Annotated in this window: 16 protein-coding genes and 1 tRNA gene; 13 read left to right on the forward strand and 4 right to left on the reverse strand. The window is 49.8% G+C overall.

Translation table 11 applies throughout. The features are described 5' to 3' along the window. The first annotated feature begins 39 nt into the window (after positions 1–39). The 4 genes from Q7S09_00740 to Q7S09_00755 all read left to right on the forward strand — a co-directional run bounded on the left by Q7S09_00740 (position 40) and on the right by Q7S09_00755 (position 2,143). A complete protein-coding gene (locus Q7S09_00740; GenBank protein ID MDO8557704.1) occupies positions 40–489 on the forward strand; it encodes a YraN family protein in 450 nt (149 codons plus the stop codon). A 127-nt stretch (positions 490–616) separates the two neighbouring features. After that, positions 617–687, forward strand: a tRNA-Gly gene (locus tag Q7S09_00745). A 286-nt stretch (positions 688–973) separates the two neighbouring features. Further along, positions 974–1,381 (forward strand): NUDIX hydrolase, encoded by a 408-nt coding sequence (locus Q7S09_00750; protein MDO8557705.1) that lies wholly within the window; start codon positions 974–976, stop codon positions 1,379–1,381. A 183-nt stretch (positions 1,382–1,564) separates the two neighbouring features. Further along, the gene (locus Q7S09_00755) at positions 1,565–2,143 is read left to right on the forward strand and encodes a hypothetical protein (protein MDO8557706.1); all 579 of its coding nucleotides are present in this window, start codon (positions 1,565–1,567) and stop codon (positions 2,141–2,143) included. 203 nt (positions 2,144–2,346) lie between these two features. Here the strand turns inward: Q7S09_00755 and Q7S09_00760 are convergent, their stop codons facing one another. Continuing rightward, complete coding sequence (locus Q7S09_00760; GenBank protein MDO8557707.1) at positions 2,347–2,742, reverse strand: protease inhibitor I42 family protein; 396 nt, start codon at positions 2,740–2,742, stop codon at positions 2,347–2,349. A 206-nt stretch (positions 2,743–2,948) separates the two neighbouring features. On the opposite strand from Q7S09_00760, the gene Q7S09_00765 reads away from it, so the two are divergent. Continuing rightward, positions 2,949–3,218 carry a hypothetical protein gene (locus Q7S09_00765; GenBank protein ID MDO8557708.1) on the forward strand — a complete coding sequence of 90 codons (270 nt, stop codon included), beginning with the start codon at positions 2,949–2,951 and terminating at the stop codon, positions 3,216–3,218. Between the two features lie 105 nt (positions 3,219–3,323). Here the strand turns inward: Q7S09_00765 and Q7S09_00770 are convergent, their stop codons facing one another. Beyond that, positions 3,324–6,338, reverse strand: coding sequence for an ATP-dependent DNA helicase (locus tag Q7S09_00770; GenBank protein MDO8557709.1), 3,015 nt, complete (start codon positions 6,336–6,338; stop codon positions 3,324–3,326). Positions 6,339–6,423: 85 nt separating this feature from the next. Continuing rightward, positions 6,424–7,665: a pitrilysin family protein gene (locus Q7S09_00775; protein ID MDO8557710.1), complete on the reverse strand. Its 1,242-nt coding sequence runs from the start codon at positions 7,663–7,665 to the stop codon at positions 6,424–6,426. A 100-nt stretch (positions 7,666–7,765) separates the two neighbouring features. Between Q7S09_00775 and murJ the strand changes: the two genes are divergently transcribed. Continuing rightward, a complete protein-coding gene (murJ, locus tag Q7S09_00780) occupies positions 7,766–9,088 on the forward strand; it encodes a murein biosynthesis integral membrane protein MurJ (GenBank protein ID MDO8557711.1) in 1,323 nt (440 codons plus the stop codon). 80 nt (positions 9,089–9,168) lie between these two features. Here the strand turns inward: murJ and Q7S09_00785 are convergent, their stop codons facing one another. After that, complete coding sequence (locus Q7S09_00785) at positions 9,169–10,233, reverse strand: hypothetical protein (GenBank protein ID MDO8557712.1); 1,065 nt, start codon at positions 10,231–10,233, stop codon at positions 9,169–9,171. A 197-nt stretch (positions 10,234–10,430) separates the two neighbouring features. Between Q7S09_00785 and nusA the strand changes: the two genes are divergently transcribed. From nusA to Q7S09_00820, 7 genes are all read left to right on the forward strand, one after another. Beyond that, positions 10,431–11,819: a transcription termination factor NusA gene (nusA, locus tag Q7S09_00790; GenBank protein MDO8557713.1), complete on the forward strand. Its 1,389-nt coding sequence runs from the start codon at positions 10,431–10,433 to the stop codon at positions 11,817–11,819. Between the two features lie 15 nt (positions 11,820–11,834). After that, a complete protein-coding gene (locus Q7S09_00795) occupies positions 11,835–12,254 on the forward strand; it encodes a GNAT family N-acetyltransferase (protein ID MDO8557714.1) in 420 nt (139 codons plus the stop codon). A 65-nt stretch (positions 12,255–12,319) separates the two neighbouring features. Then, positions 12,320–13,423 (forward strand): D-alanine--D-alanine ligase, encoded by a 1,104-nt coding sequence (gene ddlA / locus Q7S09_00800; GenBank protein ID MDO8557715.1) that lies wholly within the window; start codon positions 12,320–12,322, stop codon positions 13,421–13,423. A gap of 130 nt (positions 13,424–13,553) precedes the next feature. After that, on the forward strand, positions 13,554–13,874 hold the full coding sequence (locus tag Q7S09_00805) for an AbrB/MazE/SpoVT family DNA-binding domain-containing protein (protein MDO8557716.1): 321 nt from the start codon (positions 13,554–13,556) through the stop codon (positions 13,872–13,874). 3 nt (positions 13,875–13,877) lie between these two features. After that, positions 13,878–15,428: an efflux RND transporter periplasmic adaptor subunit gene (locus Q7S09_00810; protein MDO8557717.1), complete on the forward strand. Its 1,551-nt coding sequence runs from the start codon at positions 13,878–13,880 to the stop codon at positions 15,426–15,428. 28 nt (positions 15,429–15,456) lie between these two features. Next, the gene (locus tag Q7S09_00815) at positions 15,457–16,146 is read left to right on the forward strand and encodes an ABC transporter ATP-binding protein (protein MDO8557718.1); all 690 of its coding nucleotides are present in this window, start codon (positions 15,457–15,459) and stop codon (positions 16,144–16,146) included. Between the two features lies 1 nt (position 16,147). Then, positions 16,148–17,419, forward strand: coding sequence for an ABC transporter permease (locus Q7S09_00820; GenBank protein MDO8557719.1), 1,272 nt, complete (start codon positions 16,148–16,150; stop codon positions 17,417–17,419). Position 17,420 lies beyond the last annotated feature (1 nt).

Genomic DNA, 17,420 nt, shown 5'->3' on the forward strand with positions numbered 1-17,420 from the left:
CAATAAATTGTTCCATGTGAAACGTTAGTGTGTTTTTCTATGAAACAGGGCCACATGTTTCATGGGAAACATTTTTTAATCATGGATAGCCGTACGGAAATAGGCAGATCAGGAGAAGGTGCCGCATCAAGTTTTCTTATCAACAATAATTACCGCATCATCCACAGAAACTTCCACCTAGGAAGAATGGGGGAAATAGACATAATAGCAGAAAAAAGTGTTGGATTTTGGCCATTTTTAGAGAAAAGTCTAGTTTTTGTAGAAGTAAAAACGCTTGTCATAGGAAGTTTTAAGAAGGAATATGATCCAGAAATGCGCGTAGACGGCAAAAAACAAGAAAGACTTATAAGATTGGCCAGTCTATACCTCTCTAAAAACAAGATTAAGGCGGACACGCCGTGGCAAATTGATGTAATTGCTGTTGAAATAGAAAGTTCCACGGGAAACATAAAAGAGATTCGTCATCATGAAAACGCTGTTCATTTATAGAACTCTTCGTGTTTCATGAGAAACATTTTTATAATTCCACGTGAAACATTAATGTTTCACGTGGAATAGATGTTTGCGAACAAATTACTTATTTGATAGCATGATGCTGAAGTAAAATTTAATACTTGCGGGTATCGTATACCGGTATTATGCCACCTTGCCAAGGTGGAGAAACGGGTTCAATTCCCGTTACCCGCTCACCAAAATAAAACTGCCCCTTGTGAGTAGTTTTATTTTGGTCGAACTTGGGGAATTAAAGGGAGGTCCGGTGGACTTCCCAGGTTTTTCTGAGCCGGAGGAACGAGGAGAGGAAAAGAATTCCCGTTACCTGCTTCAAGATGCGACTCAATATGTTCTATAAAATTGGTATTCGCGACGAAGTCCCGATCCGCCAGAGGCGGAGAGGGAAAAATCCTCTCAGTTGCGGCTTTTTCTGTTTACGGATGATGAGAAGTTTGAACCTTTTTATGTTATAATTACCAATATGAACGAGAATCCGGTATCAGTTGTTGTTTTTTACGATATCAGTCACAAGCTGCTAATGCACAAAAGAAAGTCTTCTCCGGAAAAATGGGCCTTTATTGGTGGCGGCATCAAAACAAAGGAAGACCCCCTAGTAGCAGCGAAAAGAGAGGTTCAAGAAGAGCTAGGATACGAAGCAAAAAATTTACGTTTTTTTAGAAAATACGAAGTTTCTCGGGCTGGAGACATTAGCGCTGTTTACGTTTACATTGCTCCATTTCCAGGATTCGACCAATTCCACCACACAAAAGAAGGAGACATTAGAAGTGACCTGCATTTAGTTACCATAGAACAAGCGAAAACTTTGCCAAGCTTCCCGGTGGCCTATCAAATAATGGAAGACGTTGTAAATTTCTTGAATAGGGCATAGCAATTTCCAATGCTGCTATTCCAATAGGTTCGAACAACGCATAACCCGTTCAAGTTGATCCAGTCGAAGTGTTTATGGGTGAGGAGAAATCTGATCGCAAGGATCTGGACAGGAAAGTCAAAGTATGCTAAAATGTCCTGTTCGTTCAAATTCAGGAAAACTTTCCGGAAGGAGGATGCATAAATGGCTGGTTGGTCAGGAATTTACACAAATGATCAGGAGGTTGCCAGAAGCCTTATTCGGCAACTTACTGAAATGGGGTTGGTGATAGAAAGCAGAGCGTCAACTGACCCGAGCATCTCACTTTGGAAGAACGGGGTCTGGTTTTGGCTGGATCTGCCGGGTTACTTCCATCCTCTTTCCAAGAAACTGTTTGAGCTTGCGCGCGACATTATGCAGCCGAGGGAAAAACAAGAAGTATACATAAGCCCGAAAGACCTGCAAAGTCAAAACGCCGACAAGTCACAGGAGGGCGCGGGAGCCGTGCTGGTCTATCAGGCTGCCAACAACACTACTGAAAGCGGGTTCTACGTTGAGTTCGCCGACGGGGCGGAAACCGAGGCCCACTTCTTTGAGAACCCAGAGGATAAATGCAGTGATGGCTCAAATGAGATTGCCGCAGAATACTTCCTGAAACGCCACAATCTGGAAATTCACACGGACTTTCCCGATAACTGGAGAGTCGTAGAAGATTATGAACTGACAGAAAAAGCTCTACAAGAAGTGGAAAGAGAACATAGTTCTATACCAGCGGCGCGATAATCTCGCTCCGTTTTTTCTTTTCCAGCAGAAAAACTTGGCACCCCAAACCAGAGTTGTTATGGGCGACACGGTTGGGGGCAGTCACAAATCGTAATCGCTAAGACGATTTCTGGTTCATGGGCACAAACCACCCACGCCCACCACAGCGGTTCGAACAACGCATAACCCGTTCCAAAAGAAAAAGTCCCTTAGCGGGACTTAAATTAATGAATTCGGACGGTTACCCTGAAAGATCTTGTCGGTGATTTTTGTTTTCCGAACGGCCGCCGATACTCCAGCTCAACCACGCAAGAGTCTTTCTTCTTGGCTTTGAGCCTGAAAATCTCCACGGTCTTCATGTTGGGGTATCCCTGCTCCGGCTCCCGGAGATTCTTGCCGACAAACTCCAGCAATCTCTTATCGTATTCGGCAAGTTGCCACGAGTAGCCGGTTCCCGGTTGACCTGGAAGTTCAATGACCAAAAAACTTCCTTTTGCCACCTCAACGGTCTTCCCGTTGTCGGCCTCCGTAACCAGCGCCGTTCCGGGCTCCGAAGCGATTGAAAAAGAGCAAATTGACAGCAAGGCGAGAAAAAGAACGGAAACAAAAAGTCTACTCATTGGGGCCTCCCTCCTGCGCAGAAAATTGAAGAACACCAGAAGAATATCATAAATATGTGGACATAGTCGAGCGCGAGAGCAAAAACGTTCACATGCCACCTTGCCAAGGTGGAGAAACGGGTTCAATAAAATGTTCGTAGGCGACGACTGCTTGACTTTGAGATAAATCTTGCTAGGATAAGGATGACTTTACGGAGGCAAGAAAGATGATACAACTGTTACTGCTTGGGCTCGGATCGTTTATTGTTGTAGCGCTGCTGGTTTTGGTCGGTCTGAAAATTGGATTGAAAATCGGGGGTTCTTTTTTGAACTTCCTCATGGTTTTTCTGCTCTTCGCGCTTAGTGTTGTTGGAACAGTCGCTCTTTACCACCCACACATTCTGTACTTTCTTTACTTCCTTGCTTTTGTTCCGTCGCTTTTTGGAGCGGTCTTGGGCATCGGATGGAAGCTATTACGGGGACAATCCGCACAATAAGATTTCACGGTGGCAATTTTTGCCACCTTTCTTTTTGCGCACCTGCCAGCGCAAAGACGATTCAGAACGGCGCCCCCGCACGCCTTATCGATTTTTTACGCGCTTTTAGGACGGGTCCATCAAAGCGCGCAAGCGGCAGAATTCGCAGTCTTTTTCATCGCACCGCCGGTTCCAGAATTTCAAGTGCGTGATTTCATCGGCAACGCGCTCAATGGTCTCTATCAACTCTTTTTTTTCTGCTTCGGTAATCTCAAACAGCTCTCGCCGATACTTACCCCGCTCATCCGGCTCCAGAAAATCAATAATGCCGGCTTTCATGTGATATGTTTTTTCGGGCTTCAAATCGAGAAGTAATTTGTAGAATACAAGTTGTCGCTTATATTGGCCACTCCGCTTGTCCCGGGTTTTGCCTTCTATCCAATTGCGGCTCTGGGGTTGTTTGGTTTTGTAGTCCACTACAGCCACGCTTCTTCCGTCGGCATCCAGCTCCAACTTATCAAGGTTTCCGGTAAGTTTGATGTCTTTACCGAGCAACACTCCCGGTACCCTGAATTCGTTTATGGTCTGGGCGCTCCATGTCTCGTGCCAGGCATCAAAGTACCCTCCGAGCGACACGCCTCCTTTTTTTATAAGCGCCTCTTTGTCGCGTCTGCCAAGAGCCTTGTGGGCCATGTCTTGTCGGAATGCATCGAGTAAAAAATTCTTGTTCGTGTCCTTTCCCTGATTTCTTGCGTCAAAAAACATCTGCAAAGCTTTGTGCGCAGCAATGCCATATATTTGGAGCGATGTCGGGGAGGAGAACCAGCGCAGCAAATTCTGATAAAAAAATCGCCACGGACACGACAGATAGTTATTGAGCGCTGTCGCATTCAGTCCTCGCTTCCTGAAAATTTCCGAGAAATATTCTCTTCCGGGTGCCGCAAGTTCGTGCGGTGGAGCCATAAACGCCTCTCTTCTCTCCGAGAATGCTTTTTCAAACTCATCTCCGGCGTGCGCCTCGCGCAGATTCTCCCGTATTTCTTCTATGAATTGGCTCGGGACAAGCTCTCTGCCATCGGAAGAGGTCTGGCTATAAGTAATACACGAGACGCGTTTTGCTCGGGTAAGCGCCATGTAAAAAAGCCTTCGCTCGTCCTCGTTTTTCTCCATTTCTGAAACGTCCGACACCGTCCGGAACGGAAGTTCAAAATATTTGCGCGACCGCTTATTGCCCCAGTGGCCGTCCGATGCCCCGACAATGAACACCGCTTCAAATTCCAGTCCCTTGGCTTTGTGCGCGGTCATCAGGCGCACCGCCTCCTCAAGACGCGCGCCGCGTTCTCTGATCGTAGCTCCATGCGAGCGTAGCACCTCCAGATATTCCATGAGATCGCGCAATGCGGCGTCCTGGTGGTTTTCGGATATCTTTTTTACTTCATCAAAAAACGCGCCGACAGCTTCCATGTTTTTGGCATAATTGCCGTGTTTGAGTGCGTGCTCGAGAAATCCGGACTCACGCATGAGCCTGGAGATGAATTTCGCAAGTTCCTCGTTCTCGCTCTGTTGTTTCCAGCGTGCCAATTTCTCGTACAAATCTTTGATTTTTGCCGGTTCGCGAACGCCAAGCATATCCAAATTCTCTGATCCAGAAACCAGCATCCAAAGCGATACGCGCTTCTCGTCATCCGTGGCGCGGATGAGTCGGTAGATATCCATGGGGTCGAGTGCCAAAAAATCAATGTGTAGAATTCGTGCCAGCGCCTCGTCTTCTCCAAAGCGCCAGATCGCATTGCATAAGGCCACGAGTTTCATGATAAGGCGATTGGCCAGCACGTTTCGGTCCGACTCGATGACAAAAGGTATGTTTTGCGCGGCAAAAAAATCGGCGATGGGCAGCGCATCCCTATTCTCGCGATATAGTATCCCCATATTCTTCCAGGGAACGCCTTGGGAAAAGAGCTCCTTTACACGTCCGGCAAGAAAAAGAAGTTCTGCCTCCGGCAACGAGAACTTCCAGACCTGTACAAGATCCTTCCCCTTTTTTTCTGCCGCCTGAAGCGAGCCTCGCCTTAGAGGGCGGGCGGCTCGCAGGGGGAGCGACAGCACCGCTTTGTTCTTTTCTATGAGCGATTGCGCCGAATCCAGGATGGTCTGCGTAGAGCGGTAATTTTCTTCCAGTGAAATGAACTTTGCATCCGCGTATTTATTCTTAAAGTAAAGAAAATTGTCGAGCGATGCTCCCTGGAACCGGAAAATCGCCTGCTTTTCATCTCCCACCACAAAGAGGTTCGGGTTCGGATAGAAACTTGCCAAAAGCTCGAGCACTTTGTTCTGGGCACCGTTGGTATCCTGATGCTCGTCAACGAGGATATACTGATAACGTTCCTGCAGTTCTAGCAGAAAATTCTTGTCCGACTCCATGGCCTTTATGGTTTCCAGGATCATGTCGTCGAAATCATACAACTTCCGCGTCCGCAGCACTTCCTGATACCGGACGTATATTTCGGAAAGCTCTTTGTTCCGGTTCAGCTTTTCCAGCCGTCTTTGTGCCGAACCCTTCATTTCATTCTTGTATTTCCCTTTGGTGTGGTGCAGATCGTCGCGCGACTCAAACTCCTCTTTCTCCCTTTTTACCAATTCGGCAAACGCGTCGAGACCGAATCCTTCTCGCTTGATGTCTTTGATGGCCTTGAGAATTTCCGGTACATAGTAGAATTTCTCCGCGAACGGCCGGAGGTTCGTCCAAGAACCTTCTTCGATGATAGCGCGCAGGATGGCCATGGCATCGGCGGGCATGCAGTGTCTGCCGCCCATAATAGCCGGATATTTTTCCGGATATTGCTGGATAAGCGCGTTGCAAAACCCATGGAACGTTCCGATGCGGACGTAATAGCCGCGGCTGCCGATAAGCGCAACAAGCCTGCGGCGCATGTTCGCGGAAGCAGCTTCGGTGAAGGTGAGCGCCAGGATCGCTTCGGCGGGCGTGTCGGTGCGGGCTAAAATATTGGCAATGCGGAGCGTCAAGATCTGTGTTTTGCCAGTACCGGGTCCGGCGACAACCATGACGGGTCCTTCAATGTTTTCCACCGCCTCGCGTTGCCGGGGATTTAGTTTTTGCATCTCCGTTTCAAAGGGGGTCATGTTGTCGGATGTTACACCTCTCTCCATAGTAGTATAGAGCAGCAAAAAGAAAAATACGCTGCAATTTGTGCAACGTATGTTCGAGTTAAGACGGCTTCACGATAACCGTTACGAATTTTTCTGGTTTCAGCGTTTGCGCGCGAAGCGCCTCGACCTCTTCAAGAGTGATAGAAGAGATAATTTTGCGTTGTCGCGGGAAGTAGCGCTCCAAACTTTTGAGCGGCCAGTGTTTTTGTGCTGTGCCAAGAATATGTCCTGACCAGTCTTCCAGTTTCTCCGGCGTGAGCATATGCAGGTCGTCAAGCGACTCCTGTACTTCCTCGAAAGTGCTTTGATCTTGCAGGGGCGTAAAGACCGAGCTCTCAATAAGTTCCCGGACCGTATCAATGCGCGAAGAGAGGGTTTCCACATAGGCCGCGAAATAGTAGCCAAGCGGATGGGCGCCCGATATTCCGCCCCATAACGCATATGCAAAACCTCTTTTCTCTCGCACCTCGTTCCATAACCGCGACGTCTGGCCGCTCACCAAAAGCCGCATCAAGAACGTTGACATCTGACGCGTCCGCTCGTTCTTGAAGATGGGAAACTTGCAACCAAAAAGCAGGGTTGCCTTTTCGCTTTTAGGCCGCTCAATAACAACCTCCTGCTTTTCGGGCAGCACTCCGTACTCGTCGTTCCATGCATTGTGCAGCACGTGCCCGCGTGGCAGAGCAAGGTGTTTTTCCAGTAGCGAGAGGACCTGGTCGTGGCGGACGTCCCCGATGGCAAGCGCGATGGTGTTTTTCGGGACAAACCACTTCGCCTTCTCGCGCAGAAGATCTTCCCTGGTAACATTCTGGACTCCTGAGGGCGAGCCTACGCCATGAATGCGCAGAGGATTTTCCCGCCAGAGCTCCTTCCAGAGCGCAATGTAGGCGAGGTAGTTGTCTTCGTCGTGGTCGCGCGCTATCTCATTGAGCACGACCTCTTTTTCTCTTTCAACCTCTTCGACGGGGAATCGGGAGTTGCAGTAGATATCGCACATCAGATCACACAAGAGCGGAAATTTTCTTGCGATCGCTTCTCCCTCAAATCCTATCTCAATGTGCCCGGTATGGGCATTGCGCTCAAGTAAATTCCGTCGAATGAAGGAGTTAATATCCGCAATGCTTCTTCTGGCAGTTCCTTTGAACGCCATATGTTCAAAATAATGGAAAAGCCCTTTTTTGCCGGGTGGGTCATAAGCAGACCCTACTCCCGCGACCAGTTCTAGATGCGTTTTTTTTGAAGGAACGCGGCAGGAGATGATGCGCAGGCCGTCATCACGAACCGTTTCTTGGATTTTCATGAACCACCCCCGTATGCTTGCCAGCCCAGTATGGACCATAAAATCTCATTGTCAATCATTCATTCTTGTTCAAAATTCTCTTACTGGGTATACTCAAACAGTGAAATTGGATAAAAACTTTTTAAAAGATACGCTTATATCGTCGAGGGGCATTCTTGTCGGCACAACATTCGCAAGTTATGTTCTCGGTCTTCTGCGCGACCGGCTTTTTGCGCATACCTTTGGCGCGGGACAGGAGTTGGACGCTTACCAGGCGGCTTTTTTACTTCCGGATTTTCTTTTGAATTTTTTGATCGCCGGGGGGCTTGCTGCGGCGTTTGTGCCGCTCTTTCTTGAAGCGAAATCAAAAGATCCGAAACAGGCTATACTGTTTGCCAGAACAATAACCACGATCTCCGCGCTTTTAATGCTTGGGGTTGGCGCGCTGCTTTTCATCTTTGCGCCCTATCTTGCGACACTCGTTGCTCCCGGGTTCGGCGCAGAAAACCATATACTTCTGGTGCGTCTCGTGCGCGTGCTTGCGTTTTCTCCCACGATATTTGCGGCGTCAAACGCCTTGGGCGGCATTCTTGTCGCCGAAAATCGATTTCTCACCTATGGACTTGCACCGGTGTTCTATAACGCGGGCATTATCGTAGGAACATTCTTTCTCGCGCCCCATTTTGGTATTTTGGGCGTTGCATACGGCACCATAGGCGGCGCCCTACTGCATCTTGCCGTTCGACTTTTGGAACTTAAAACATTGCGCTTTCCCATCCGCCCCGCGTTCCACATGAAACTTCCCCAATTCATTCCGTTTTTACGCCTGTCCCTTCCTAAAATGTTCGGTCACCCTGTGGAGATGGCAACATTTTGGGGATTTACCGCGCTTGCCTCGACTCTGCCAAGCGGCAGTATCGCAATATTGAACTTCGCGAGAAATTTTCAAAGCGTTCCCATAAGCCTTATCGGTATCTCGTTTGCGACGGTGTCGTTTTCGCTTCTTGCCAAGGCCCACGCCGAGAAAGACCGCGATCGATTCAATGCCGAGCTTAATCGTACGATGCGGCATATCGTGATGTTGAGCGTGCTTGCGGCACTAGGCATGTTTTTTTTCCGAAACCTCATTATCTCGCTTCTCATCGGCGGGGGATCGTTTGACGAGCATGCAGTGCGTGAAACTGCGCTGCTGCTTGGCGCGTTCACCCTCTCGATTCCCTTTGAAGCCGTAAGCCATCTGCAGGCGCGCGCGTTTTATGCGGCGAAAAATACACTTTTACCTGTTTTGGCGGGCGCATTCAATCTCATAATCTCCGTTTTTTGCGCATGGATGCTTATTGGTACATTCGGGCTTTTGGCCCTTCCGCTTGGGTATGCGATAGGAACCCTTGCAAAAGTCATTGTCCTTGGCATTCTTTTGCCAAGACAACTTAAGAATATTTAAATTTTTTTCTCGGATTTTGAGCGCAGAATTTGTCAGCAATAAAACCCGGCCATTGGTGATGGTCGGGCGTTTAGTACACCTCAGAATTGTGTGATGATGAGCACCCAGTCGTTCACGTACTCGTCACGCAGTGTTCCGTTGGCGTCCTTTGTGGCACGGATAGCAAACACCTTCCAGGTGTTCTTAATGTGTTCCATGAGTAGGCGGTTGAATGTTTCGTCTCCCGGACTTGAGAAGATGTGCGTGTCTTCAATGTTGCCGCCCAGTGAGACCTTCAGAGCAAAATACATCGTTTTCCCTCGAAATTTTCGAATAGCTCTGTTTAGCTCCCGGTTTTGTGTATCGGCCGGAGGATCAGGACGGCTGAAAACAAAAGCTCTTGTGTCGCTTCTGCCTCTTCCGAAACCCGCGCCGATGCCGCCGCCCTCTCCACCGCCCGTCCCGCCGCCGCTGCCGGGGCCGTAACCGCCGCCGCTGCCGGGGCCTATGCCCGTCCCAGTGCCCGCGCCGATACCACCCGCAGATCCCTCGCCATCGGAAGTGGGATTGGGTATGGGGGCCATGGCATCTCCCACAGTATCGGGAAGTGCGGGAATGGGAATTTGTGATGCGTCAATTGAGCCCTGCAAAGAAGGAGGTTCGGGAATATCCGGATCTATATTCGGCGATGCAACGGAAGGCACGACAATCTGCGCCCGCTTAATGTCGGGAAGTTTTCCGGCAGAGGGCGGCTTGGGAGAATTTTTCCCTCCGCCTCCGCCGCCTCCGCCAATATCCGTCGAATCCATTTTTGGCATGTAAAGCAGGATGTACGGCGGACGGGTTTCGGCAACCATCGGTCTTTTTTGGGTCTTGCGGCCCATGAGCATCGCCAAGAGCACGACAATGGTTATGGTCATCGGATAGACCAAGCAAGTCGTTGCAAGCTGCGCTACCCATCTGTGACGGTTTTCTTTTTCTACCTGGACGACAAGATTTGTCGTCGGTTCGCAAATGCCCAGCGTGATAATGCAGGTGTTTCGATGTATATTCGTGTTTTCAAGTAGCCGCTCGACACTTCTCAAGGAAGCACGATCGGCTAAGTTTCGCATTATTTTGAGAAACACCGATGCGCCCTCCTTGTGAGATTGATGTGGATGTCGCATATCGTAGCACCATAACCGGCTATTGACAAGTTTTTCCATATAGCTATACTAGAAGGGTACAAGCCGCCTTAATAAAGGGTGGTTTTTTGATTAAGAAATTTAAAAATCAAAGATCAAAAATCAAAATTAAGGAGTGAAAATTTTTCTTCAAAAAACTTTCACGATACTCCAAAATTTTGCATTTTGAGATTTGCATTTTGAATTTTACTACCGTGGATCAAAAACAATTTCTTTCGGCGCTTACGCAGATATCCGAAGAAAAGGGCATATCGCGGGAACGCGTTATTGAAACAATAGAAATGGCTGTCGCCGCGGCCTATAAGCGCGAATATGGCCGCAGAGGACAGATCGTGCGGGCAAAAATGGATCCCGAAACGGGCGTGATGTCATTCACGCAGGTGAAGTTGATTGTGGAACCCTCAATGCTAAAAACAGAGGAAGAGATTGCCCAGGAGGAAAAAGAAGCGACGGAACGCATTGCCGCGGCTGCGACGGCAACGCCGGAGGAAAAAAGACTTCAAAAGAAGCGGGAAATGGAGGCCGAAGAACTACTCGAGAAAATTCCCGAATCGGAAGAGGAGAAAAAAATAAGATTCAATCCCGAGAAGCACATTCTTCTGGAAGATGCCCGGAAAGAAAATAAGGATATTCAGGTCGGCGAAGAGTTTATTACTTCGCTCGAGACGCATTCGGATTTCGGGCGCATTGCGGCCCAGACCGCAAAACAGGTTATTATCCAGCGCATCCGCGAAGCCGAACGAGATGCGATATTTGCCGAGTATAAGGGAAAGGAATGGGAACTGGTGAGCGGTATTGTGCAGCGCATTGAAGGACAGAGTGTTTTTGTGGACCTTGGCAAAACCATCGCAACGCTTTTCCCCGAGGATCAGCTGCCCACGGAAAACTATCGCATAGGCCAGCGCTTGAGATTCCTGCTCATCAGGGTTGAAATGACGCCCAGAGGCCCCTTGGTACTGCTTTCCCGGTCGCATCCCATGGTGCTTCGCAAGCTCTTCGCCCTGGAAGTTCCCGAAATAGCCGCAGGAACCGTGGAGATCAAGTCTATAGCGCGCGAAGGCGGCTCACGAACAAAGGTGGCGGTGGCGTCAAAAGAAGAAGGCATTGATCCCATCGGTTCCTGCGTCGGACAGCGCGGCACGAGAGTGCAGACGGTCATTAACGAGATCGGCGGAGAAAAAATAGATATCGTCGAGTGGTCCGAGAATCCGGAAGTGTTCGTTGCCCACGCGCTTTCCCCCGCAAAAGTTCTCGATGTAACGCTCTTTCCGGACGAGCGCAAGGCGATAGTGGAGGTGCCGCCGGACCAGCTTTCGCTTGCCATCGGGCAGAAAGGACAAAACGTGCGGCTTGCCGCAAAACTAACCGGCTGGAAAATAGATATCAAAGGCGCGGAATTACCGGCGGAGGCAAGCGTTGAAGAAGACGTCGCGACAGAAGGCGACGCCCAAGAGGCCACGCTCTCTGAGCCCGAGACAGAAACGCCCGCTTCGCAAAGCGCTTCTTCGGCAAGCGAAGAAATTCAGCCAGCCGCGGAAGAGAAGGTAACAGATGCGGCAAAGGAATAAATTAGGGGGTGGTCTTTGAAAATTGAAAGAAGGAAGTTTTTTGAGTGGGACAAGACAACGCAAATGCAACTGAAGCGGGCAACGCTGCCCGGGGGATACTTGAAGCATTTCATACGGTTATTTCCTGAATCGCCGACGATTGTTGTATTCGAACAGAAGCGTATTAAGGGGTGGGCCTTTGCATTCTTTCACGAGGGTACGACGGATCTGTTTCTTTTTGTTCACAGACAATACAGAAGACAGGGCGTGGCGACGTTGCTTATTACGGAGGCCATGAAAGACTTTCCGACAATCATGCTTGCCAAATGGAATGGGGTGACGGCGCGGTTTTTTCAAAAAATGCACAGAACACATCCTTCGAAAGTGCAGGTCTATGATTGGTGGAAAAGCCTTTCGAGGTACTCGAAACTTCTTCAACTCACGCCAGCCTCATAGCCCGCCGTCTACCCGGCGGTTTTTTGTTTGTCTCCGGTGCGGATTCCTGGTATGCTAAAAAATGCATGAAACAAAAAATAAAAGTCGGCATTATTTTTGGTGGCAAATCAGCAGAACACGAAGTGTCTTTGCAGTCTGCAAAAAATATCATTGCGGCTCTCGACAAGGAGAAGTATGAATCGGTGCTTGTGGGCATTGATAAAGAGGGCCGGTGGCACCTTGCCGATGATTCTGAATTTCTGCTTCATGCCGAAGATCCAAAGCTTATTGCGCTGAATAAATCAGCCGCTACCCCTCTTACCGTTTCTCCCGGAGACGGCAAGCGGGGCCTCGTTGCCTTTCCTCTCAGGAAGGATGGAGAAGGATCCATTGATGTATTGTTCCCCGTGCTTCACGGGCCGTTCGGGGAAGATGGAACCGTGCAGGGGTTGTTGAAACTTCTCGACGTGCCCTTCGTTGGCGCTGGTGTTTTGGGTTCTGCCGTGGGCATGGATAAGGATGTTGCAAAGCGGCTTTTTCGAGACGCGGGAATTCCTACGGCAAAATTTATTGCATACCGCGCATCCGGCGGGATTCCTGATTTTGACGAGGTGGAAAAACTGGTCGGTCTGCCTCTTTTTGTAAAACCGGCAAATCTCGGCTCTTCCGTGGGCATCCATAAGGTAAAGAACAAAAACGAATTTACCCGGGCATGCCAGGACGCGTTCCAGTATGACGAAAAGATCCTTGTCGAAGAATTTATCAATGGACGGGAAATAGAATGCGCAGTTTTGGGCAATGATGACCCGATAGCGTCGCTTCCGGGAGAGGTGATACCGCGGCACGAATTTTATTCCTACGAGGCCAAATATATCGACGAGCAGGGCGCAACCCTGCAAATTCCTGTAAAACTTCCGCCCGCTGTTGTAAAAAAAATCCAGCAGTTGGCTCTGCGAGCTTTTAAGGCGCTGTGTTTAGAAGGTATGGCGCGCGTGGATTTCTTTTTGAGAAATGGCACCGAAGCGCTTATAAACGAGGTGAATACCATCCCGGGTTTTACCAATATCAGCATGTATCCGAAATTGTGGGAGGCAAGCGGCCTCTCATATGCGAAACTCATTGATAAATTAATCGAGCTTGCCATGGAGAGGCATGAGAAAGAGAAAAAACTAAAAACATCCGTTGGGTGATGCGGCATACGCCTTCAAGGAAGCGAAAGAGCGTGCGAGCGTTCTTTTTTGTTTCTTTTGGCGCCGCCTTGACGGGGCATCATGGTAAGAGTATGATAAGTATGAAATATCATTCACTAAGCATTCCCCTATGAAGCTCGATAAAGCGTTCTTAGAGCGCGCAAAAAAACTGCATAACCAAGACCGGCTTTACGGAACGACCACGATGGGTGCACGGGGGCAGGTGGTCATTCCCGCAAAAGCCCGGGCGGATTTCAAGTTGAAGGCCGGAGATCAACTGCTCGTTCTTGGGAAGTTCGGCAAGGTTTTGGCGTTCATGAAAGCGGATCAGATGGAAGAGTTCGTTAATATGATCATGGATCATGTTGCGGGCACTTCTGCGGAGTCTTTAGCCAAAACACACATCACAAAGTTATTCGGCTCGCTTAAAAAATCTAAGAAAAATTCATAATATATGAAGCTACGTACAAAAATCGTTCTGGGAATTATTGTTGTCACAACTATCGGCGGCATTTCATACCGTCTTATTTGGGGCGGGAACGCCGCCGGCAATATCCAGACCGACTGGGTGAAAAAACAAAACCTGCGATCCACGGTGCTTACCACGGGACAGGTTGTCTCTTCAACGGACCTTGCTTTGGGCTTCAAGGCAAGCGGTGTTGTAAAGAAGATTTCGGTCAGAGAGGGCGATGTGGTGAAAGAGGGAGAAACTCTGGCCATGCTTGATCAAACCGATGCCTATGCTTCTTTAACGTCCGCCCAAGGAAGCCTCGCGCAGGCCAAAGCTAATTACGACAAGGTGCTTGCCGGTGCCTCGAGCGAGGCGATAGCGGTTGCAGAAAAAGCGGTTGAGGCGTCCCAGGTTGCACTGGATAATGCAAACACGAACCTTCAGAGCATCAAGGCTACACAGGAGACCGCCGTGGTTAATGCTTATGCCACACTGCTTAATACGTCTTTTTCGGCGGTGGCGGGTTCCGGCAATCTGGATAACGTTGTTCCCACCATTACCGGCACCTACATTGGTTTGCAGGAAGGAATATATCAGATCAGTCTTTTAAACAGCGGCAACGGTCTTCGTTTTCAAACTCAGGGACTTGAAAGTTCTTCGGGCGATGTAAAAACAACGCCGGTTTTTATGGGCACGAAGGGTCTCTACATCACGTTCGCATCGACCCCATCCATCGCAGACACCTGGACCGTGAACATTCCAAATACTTATGCCTCTGCTTATGTTTCCAACAACAATGCCTATCAAGCAGCGCTAAAAGCGCGCGAAAGCGCCATAGCGAGTGCTCAGGCGCAGGTGAGTTCCGCCCAGGCAGCTCTGCTTCAGGCTCAAGCGTCCGAAGCTTCTACGCGTGCCCAAGCGCGGCCGGCCGATATTGCGGTTGCAAAAGCACAAATACTTTCTGCGGAAGGTCAGGTGAAGACCGCACAAGCTCTTGTGGAGAATACGACACTGAAAGCTCCGGCGGACGGTACGATAACCCAGGTGGATATCAAGGTGGGCGAACAGACTACGGCATTGAAGGAGATTATTGTGTTGCAAGATGTGGGAAATTTGCATGTAGAGGCGAATGTCTCTGAGGCGTCGATTGCATCGCTCAAATCCGGTCAAGACGCGGATCTTACGTTTGATGCGCTGGGTCCGGACCGGCATTTTGCAGGGAAGGTAGAAAGCATTAATCCGGCCTCCGTGGTCATTTCGGGCGTGGTGAACTATAAGATCACGGCAAGCTTTGAACCCATTCCCGACATCAGGCCCGGCATGACGGCCAACATGACCATTCTTGCCGCGAAGAAAGAAGGAGTCCTTGCCGTGCCGCAGCGCGCGGTCATCAGCAAGGACGGTAAAAAATTCGTTCGGGTCATTGATGACGCAAAGAGGAAGGCCTATCACGAAACAGAGGTGGGAACGGGACTTGAGGCGGATGGCGGGCTTGTTGAAATAATCTTTGGTCTTTCGGAGGGGCAGGAAGTGGTGACATATATCAAGGCATAATATGCATTTGATCCGGGTAGAAAAATTGATGAAGGATTACACGAATGAAGATGTGGTAACGCAAGTGCTGCGCGGGATTGATTTTATCGTGGAGCCCGGCGAGTTCGTTGCCATTATGGGGCCGAGCGGCTCCGGAAAGTCTACGCTCATGCATATTTTAAGTTTTCTGGACCGGCCGACCTCGGGGTTTTTTGAGTTCGAAGGCAAGGATACAAAAGATTTTTCCGATGAGTATCTGGCCGAGCTTCGGAATGAGCGCGTTGGATTTGTATTCCAGTCATTCAATTTACTTAGCCGGACCACGGTGCTGGACAATGTGAAGCTGCCTCTTATCTATAGTAAGAAGAAAGAACAGGACCGGCTTGCCAAGGAAGCGCTTGAGGCAGTCGGCCTTTCGCATCGGCTCGATTATTTCACCAATCAGATCTCCGGCGGCGAAAAACAGCGCGTGGCCATTGCCCGGGCTTTGGTGTGCGATCCGGCGGTTATATTCGCCGATGAGCCGACGGGAAACCTGGATTCAAAATCGGGACATTCCATCATGCGCATTTTACAGGAGTTGAATGCACAGGGGCGCACCATTATCCTTGTCACTCACGAAACCGACACGGCAAACCACGCAAAACGCGTCATTCGCATCAGGGATGGCGCGATAATTTCGGACGAACCGGTCAAAATTCGGACCATGGCTACGGCGGAAAGCGAATTAACGAAATAAAATGAGCTTTCTCTCCACCATAAAACTGGTTGTCCGCACACTGCTCGCCCGCAAGGGGCGTTCTTTTCTTACGATCCTGGGCATCATCATCGGTGTCGGCGGGGTCATAACCATCATCGCGCTGGGAGCCGGGGCGCAAAGCCTGGTGCTGGGACAGGTGACGAAACTCGGGACCAATCTTCTCTATGTTCAGCCCTGGACCGGAAGCGAGAACGGTCCTCCTTCCACCGTGTTCGGCGTGGTCATAACCACCCTGACCAACGAAGATGCCGATGCTCTGCGCGATAAGGGACGCGTGCCACATGCCGTGGCAGTCAACCCATCGGTACAGGGTACGGCCACAATCACCTGGGGCACCGCAAACGTAGATACCAATTTTACCGCAACGGATTTCAACTATCCTGTAGGCGTCAACTTTACTATGCGCGAAGGGAGATTTTTCAGCGAGCAGGAAGATCGGGGCGATGCCAACGTTATTGTATTGGGCAGCACCGTGGCAGAAGAGCTTTTTGGCGGCACCGGAATAGACCCGGTGGGGCAGACAGTGAAGGCAAAAACCGCTTCGCAAAAAGAACCGGGCGGCATACCCTTGCGCGTTTCGGGCGTTATCAATTCTCGGGGAAGCTCCTTTTTCCAGGATCAGGACGATATGGTGTTCATGCCCCTGGGCATCGGGCAAAAACAGATGCTTGGCATCCGGTATCTGCAGGGCATCGGTATCAAAGTAGATTCGGCCGATACGGTCTCTTCAACGGCGGCGGATATAACACAAGTGCTGAAAGAAAGACATCGTATCAAGGAAGATGTAGATCTGGATTTTATCATTCGCAACCAGGCGGAAGCCATCAACATTTTAAGCACCATTACCAATGCGCTAAAACTTTTCCTAGTCTCCATGGCGGGGATCGCTTTGGTTGTTGCCGGAATCGGCATTTTAAACATCATGCTTGTGACAGTTGCCGAGCGCACGCGTGAAATTGGGCTCCGCAAGGCCGTGGGCGCTACGAACGCCGCTATCCGAAACCAGTTTTTATTTGAGGCCGGTACCTTGACGCTTCTTGGCGGAATGTTCGGGATCGTGGGAGGGGTTGTTGTCTCGTATCTTGCGGCTATCATCATGCGCTCTTTAGACTACGACTGGGCTTTTGTCATCTCGCCGTCGTCGGTGGTGCTGGCAGTGGGCGTTTCCATTCTCACCGGTGTCGTGTTCGGCCTGTACCCGGCCCTCAAGGCATCTCGGCTCAATCCGATAGATGCGTTGAGATATGAATAAT

This window comes from bacterium, assembly GCA_030649025.1.
GTDB lineage: Bacteria > Patescibacteriota > Minisyncoccia > JAUYLV01 > JAUYLV01 > JAUSGO01.

Excerpts from the sequence above, each read along its gene's own strand:
- Q7S09_00750 (MDO8557705.1), top strand. The coding sequence starts at position 974 with ATGAACGAGAATCCGGTATCAGTTGTTGTTTTTTACGATATCAGTCAC.
- Q7S09_00740 (MDO8557704.1), top strand. The coding sequence starts at position 40 with ATGAAACAGGGCCACATGTTTCATGGGAAACATTTTTTAATCATGGAT.
- Q7S09_00775 (MDO8557710.1), bottom strand. The coding sequence starts at position 7,665 with ATGAAAATCCAAGAAACGGTTCGTGATGACGGCCTGCGCATCATCTCC.
- Q7S09_00805 (MDO8557716.1), top strand. The coding sequence starts at position 13,554 with ATGAAGCTCGATAAAGCGTTCTTAGAGCGCGCAAAAAAACTGCATAAC.
- Q7S09_00820 (MDO8557719.1), top strand. The coding sequence starts at position 16,148 with ATGAGCTTTCTCTCCACCATAAAACTGGTTGTCCGCACACTGCTCGCC.
- ddlA (MDO8557715.1), top strand. The coding sequence starts at position 12,320 with ATGAAACAAAAAATAAAAGTCGGCATTATTTTTGGTGGCAAATCAGCA.
- Q7S09_00765 (MDO8557708.1), top strand. The coding sequence starts at position 2,949 with ATGATACAACTGTTACTGCTTGGGCTCGGATCGTTTATTGTTGTAGCG.
- Q7S09_00810 (MDO8557717.1), top strand. The coding sequence starts at position 13,878 with ATGAAGCTACGTACAAAAATCGTTCTGGGAATTATTGTTGTCACAACT.
- Q7S09_00815 (MDO8557718.1), top strand. The coding sequence starts at position 15,457 with ATGAAGGATTACACGAATGAAGATGTGGTAACGCAAGTGCTGCGCGGG.
- Q7S09_00785 (MDO8557712.1), bottom strand. The coding sequence starts at position 10,233 with ATGCGACATCCACATCAATCTCACAAGGAGGGCGCATCGGTGTTTCTC.
- Q7S09_00755 (MDO8557706.1), top strand. The coding sequence starts at position 1,565 with ATGGCTGGTTGGTCAGGAATTTACACAAATGATCAGGAGGTTGCCAGA.
- Q7S09_00760 (MDO8557707.1), bottom strand. The coding sequence starts at position 2,742 with ATGAGTAGACTTTTTGTTTCCGTTCTTTTTCTCGCCTTGCTGTCAATT.
- Q7S09_00770 (MDO8557709.1), bottom strand. The coding sequence starts at position 6,338 with ATGACCCCCTTTGAAACGGAGATGCAAAAACTAAATCCCCGGCAACGC.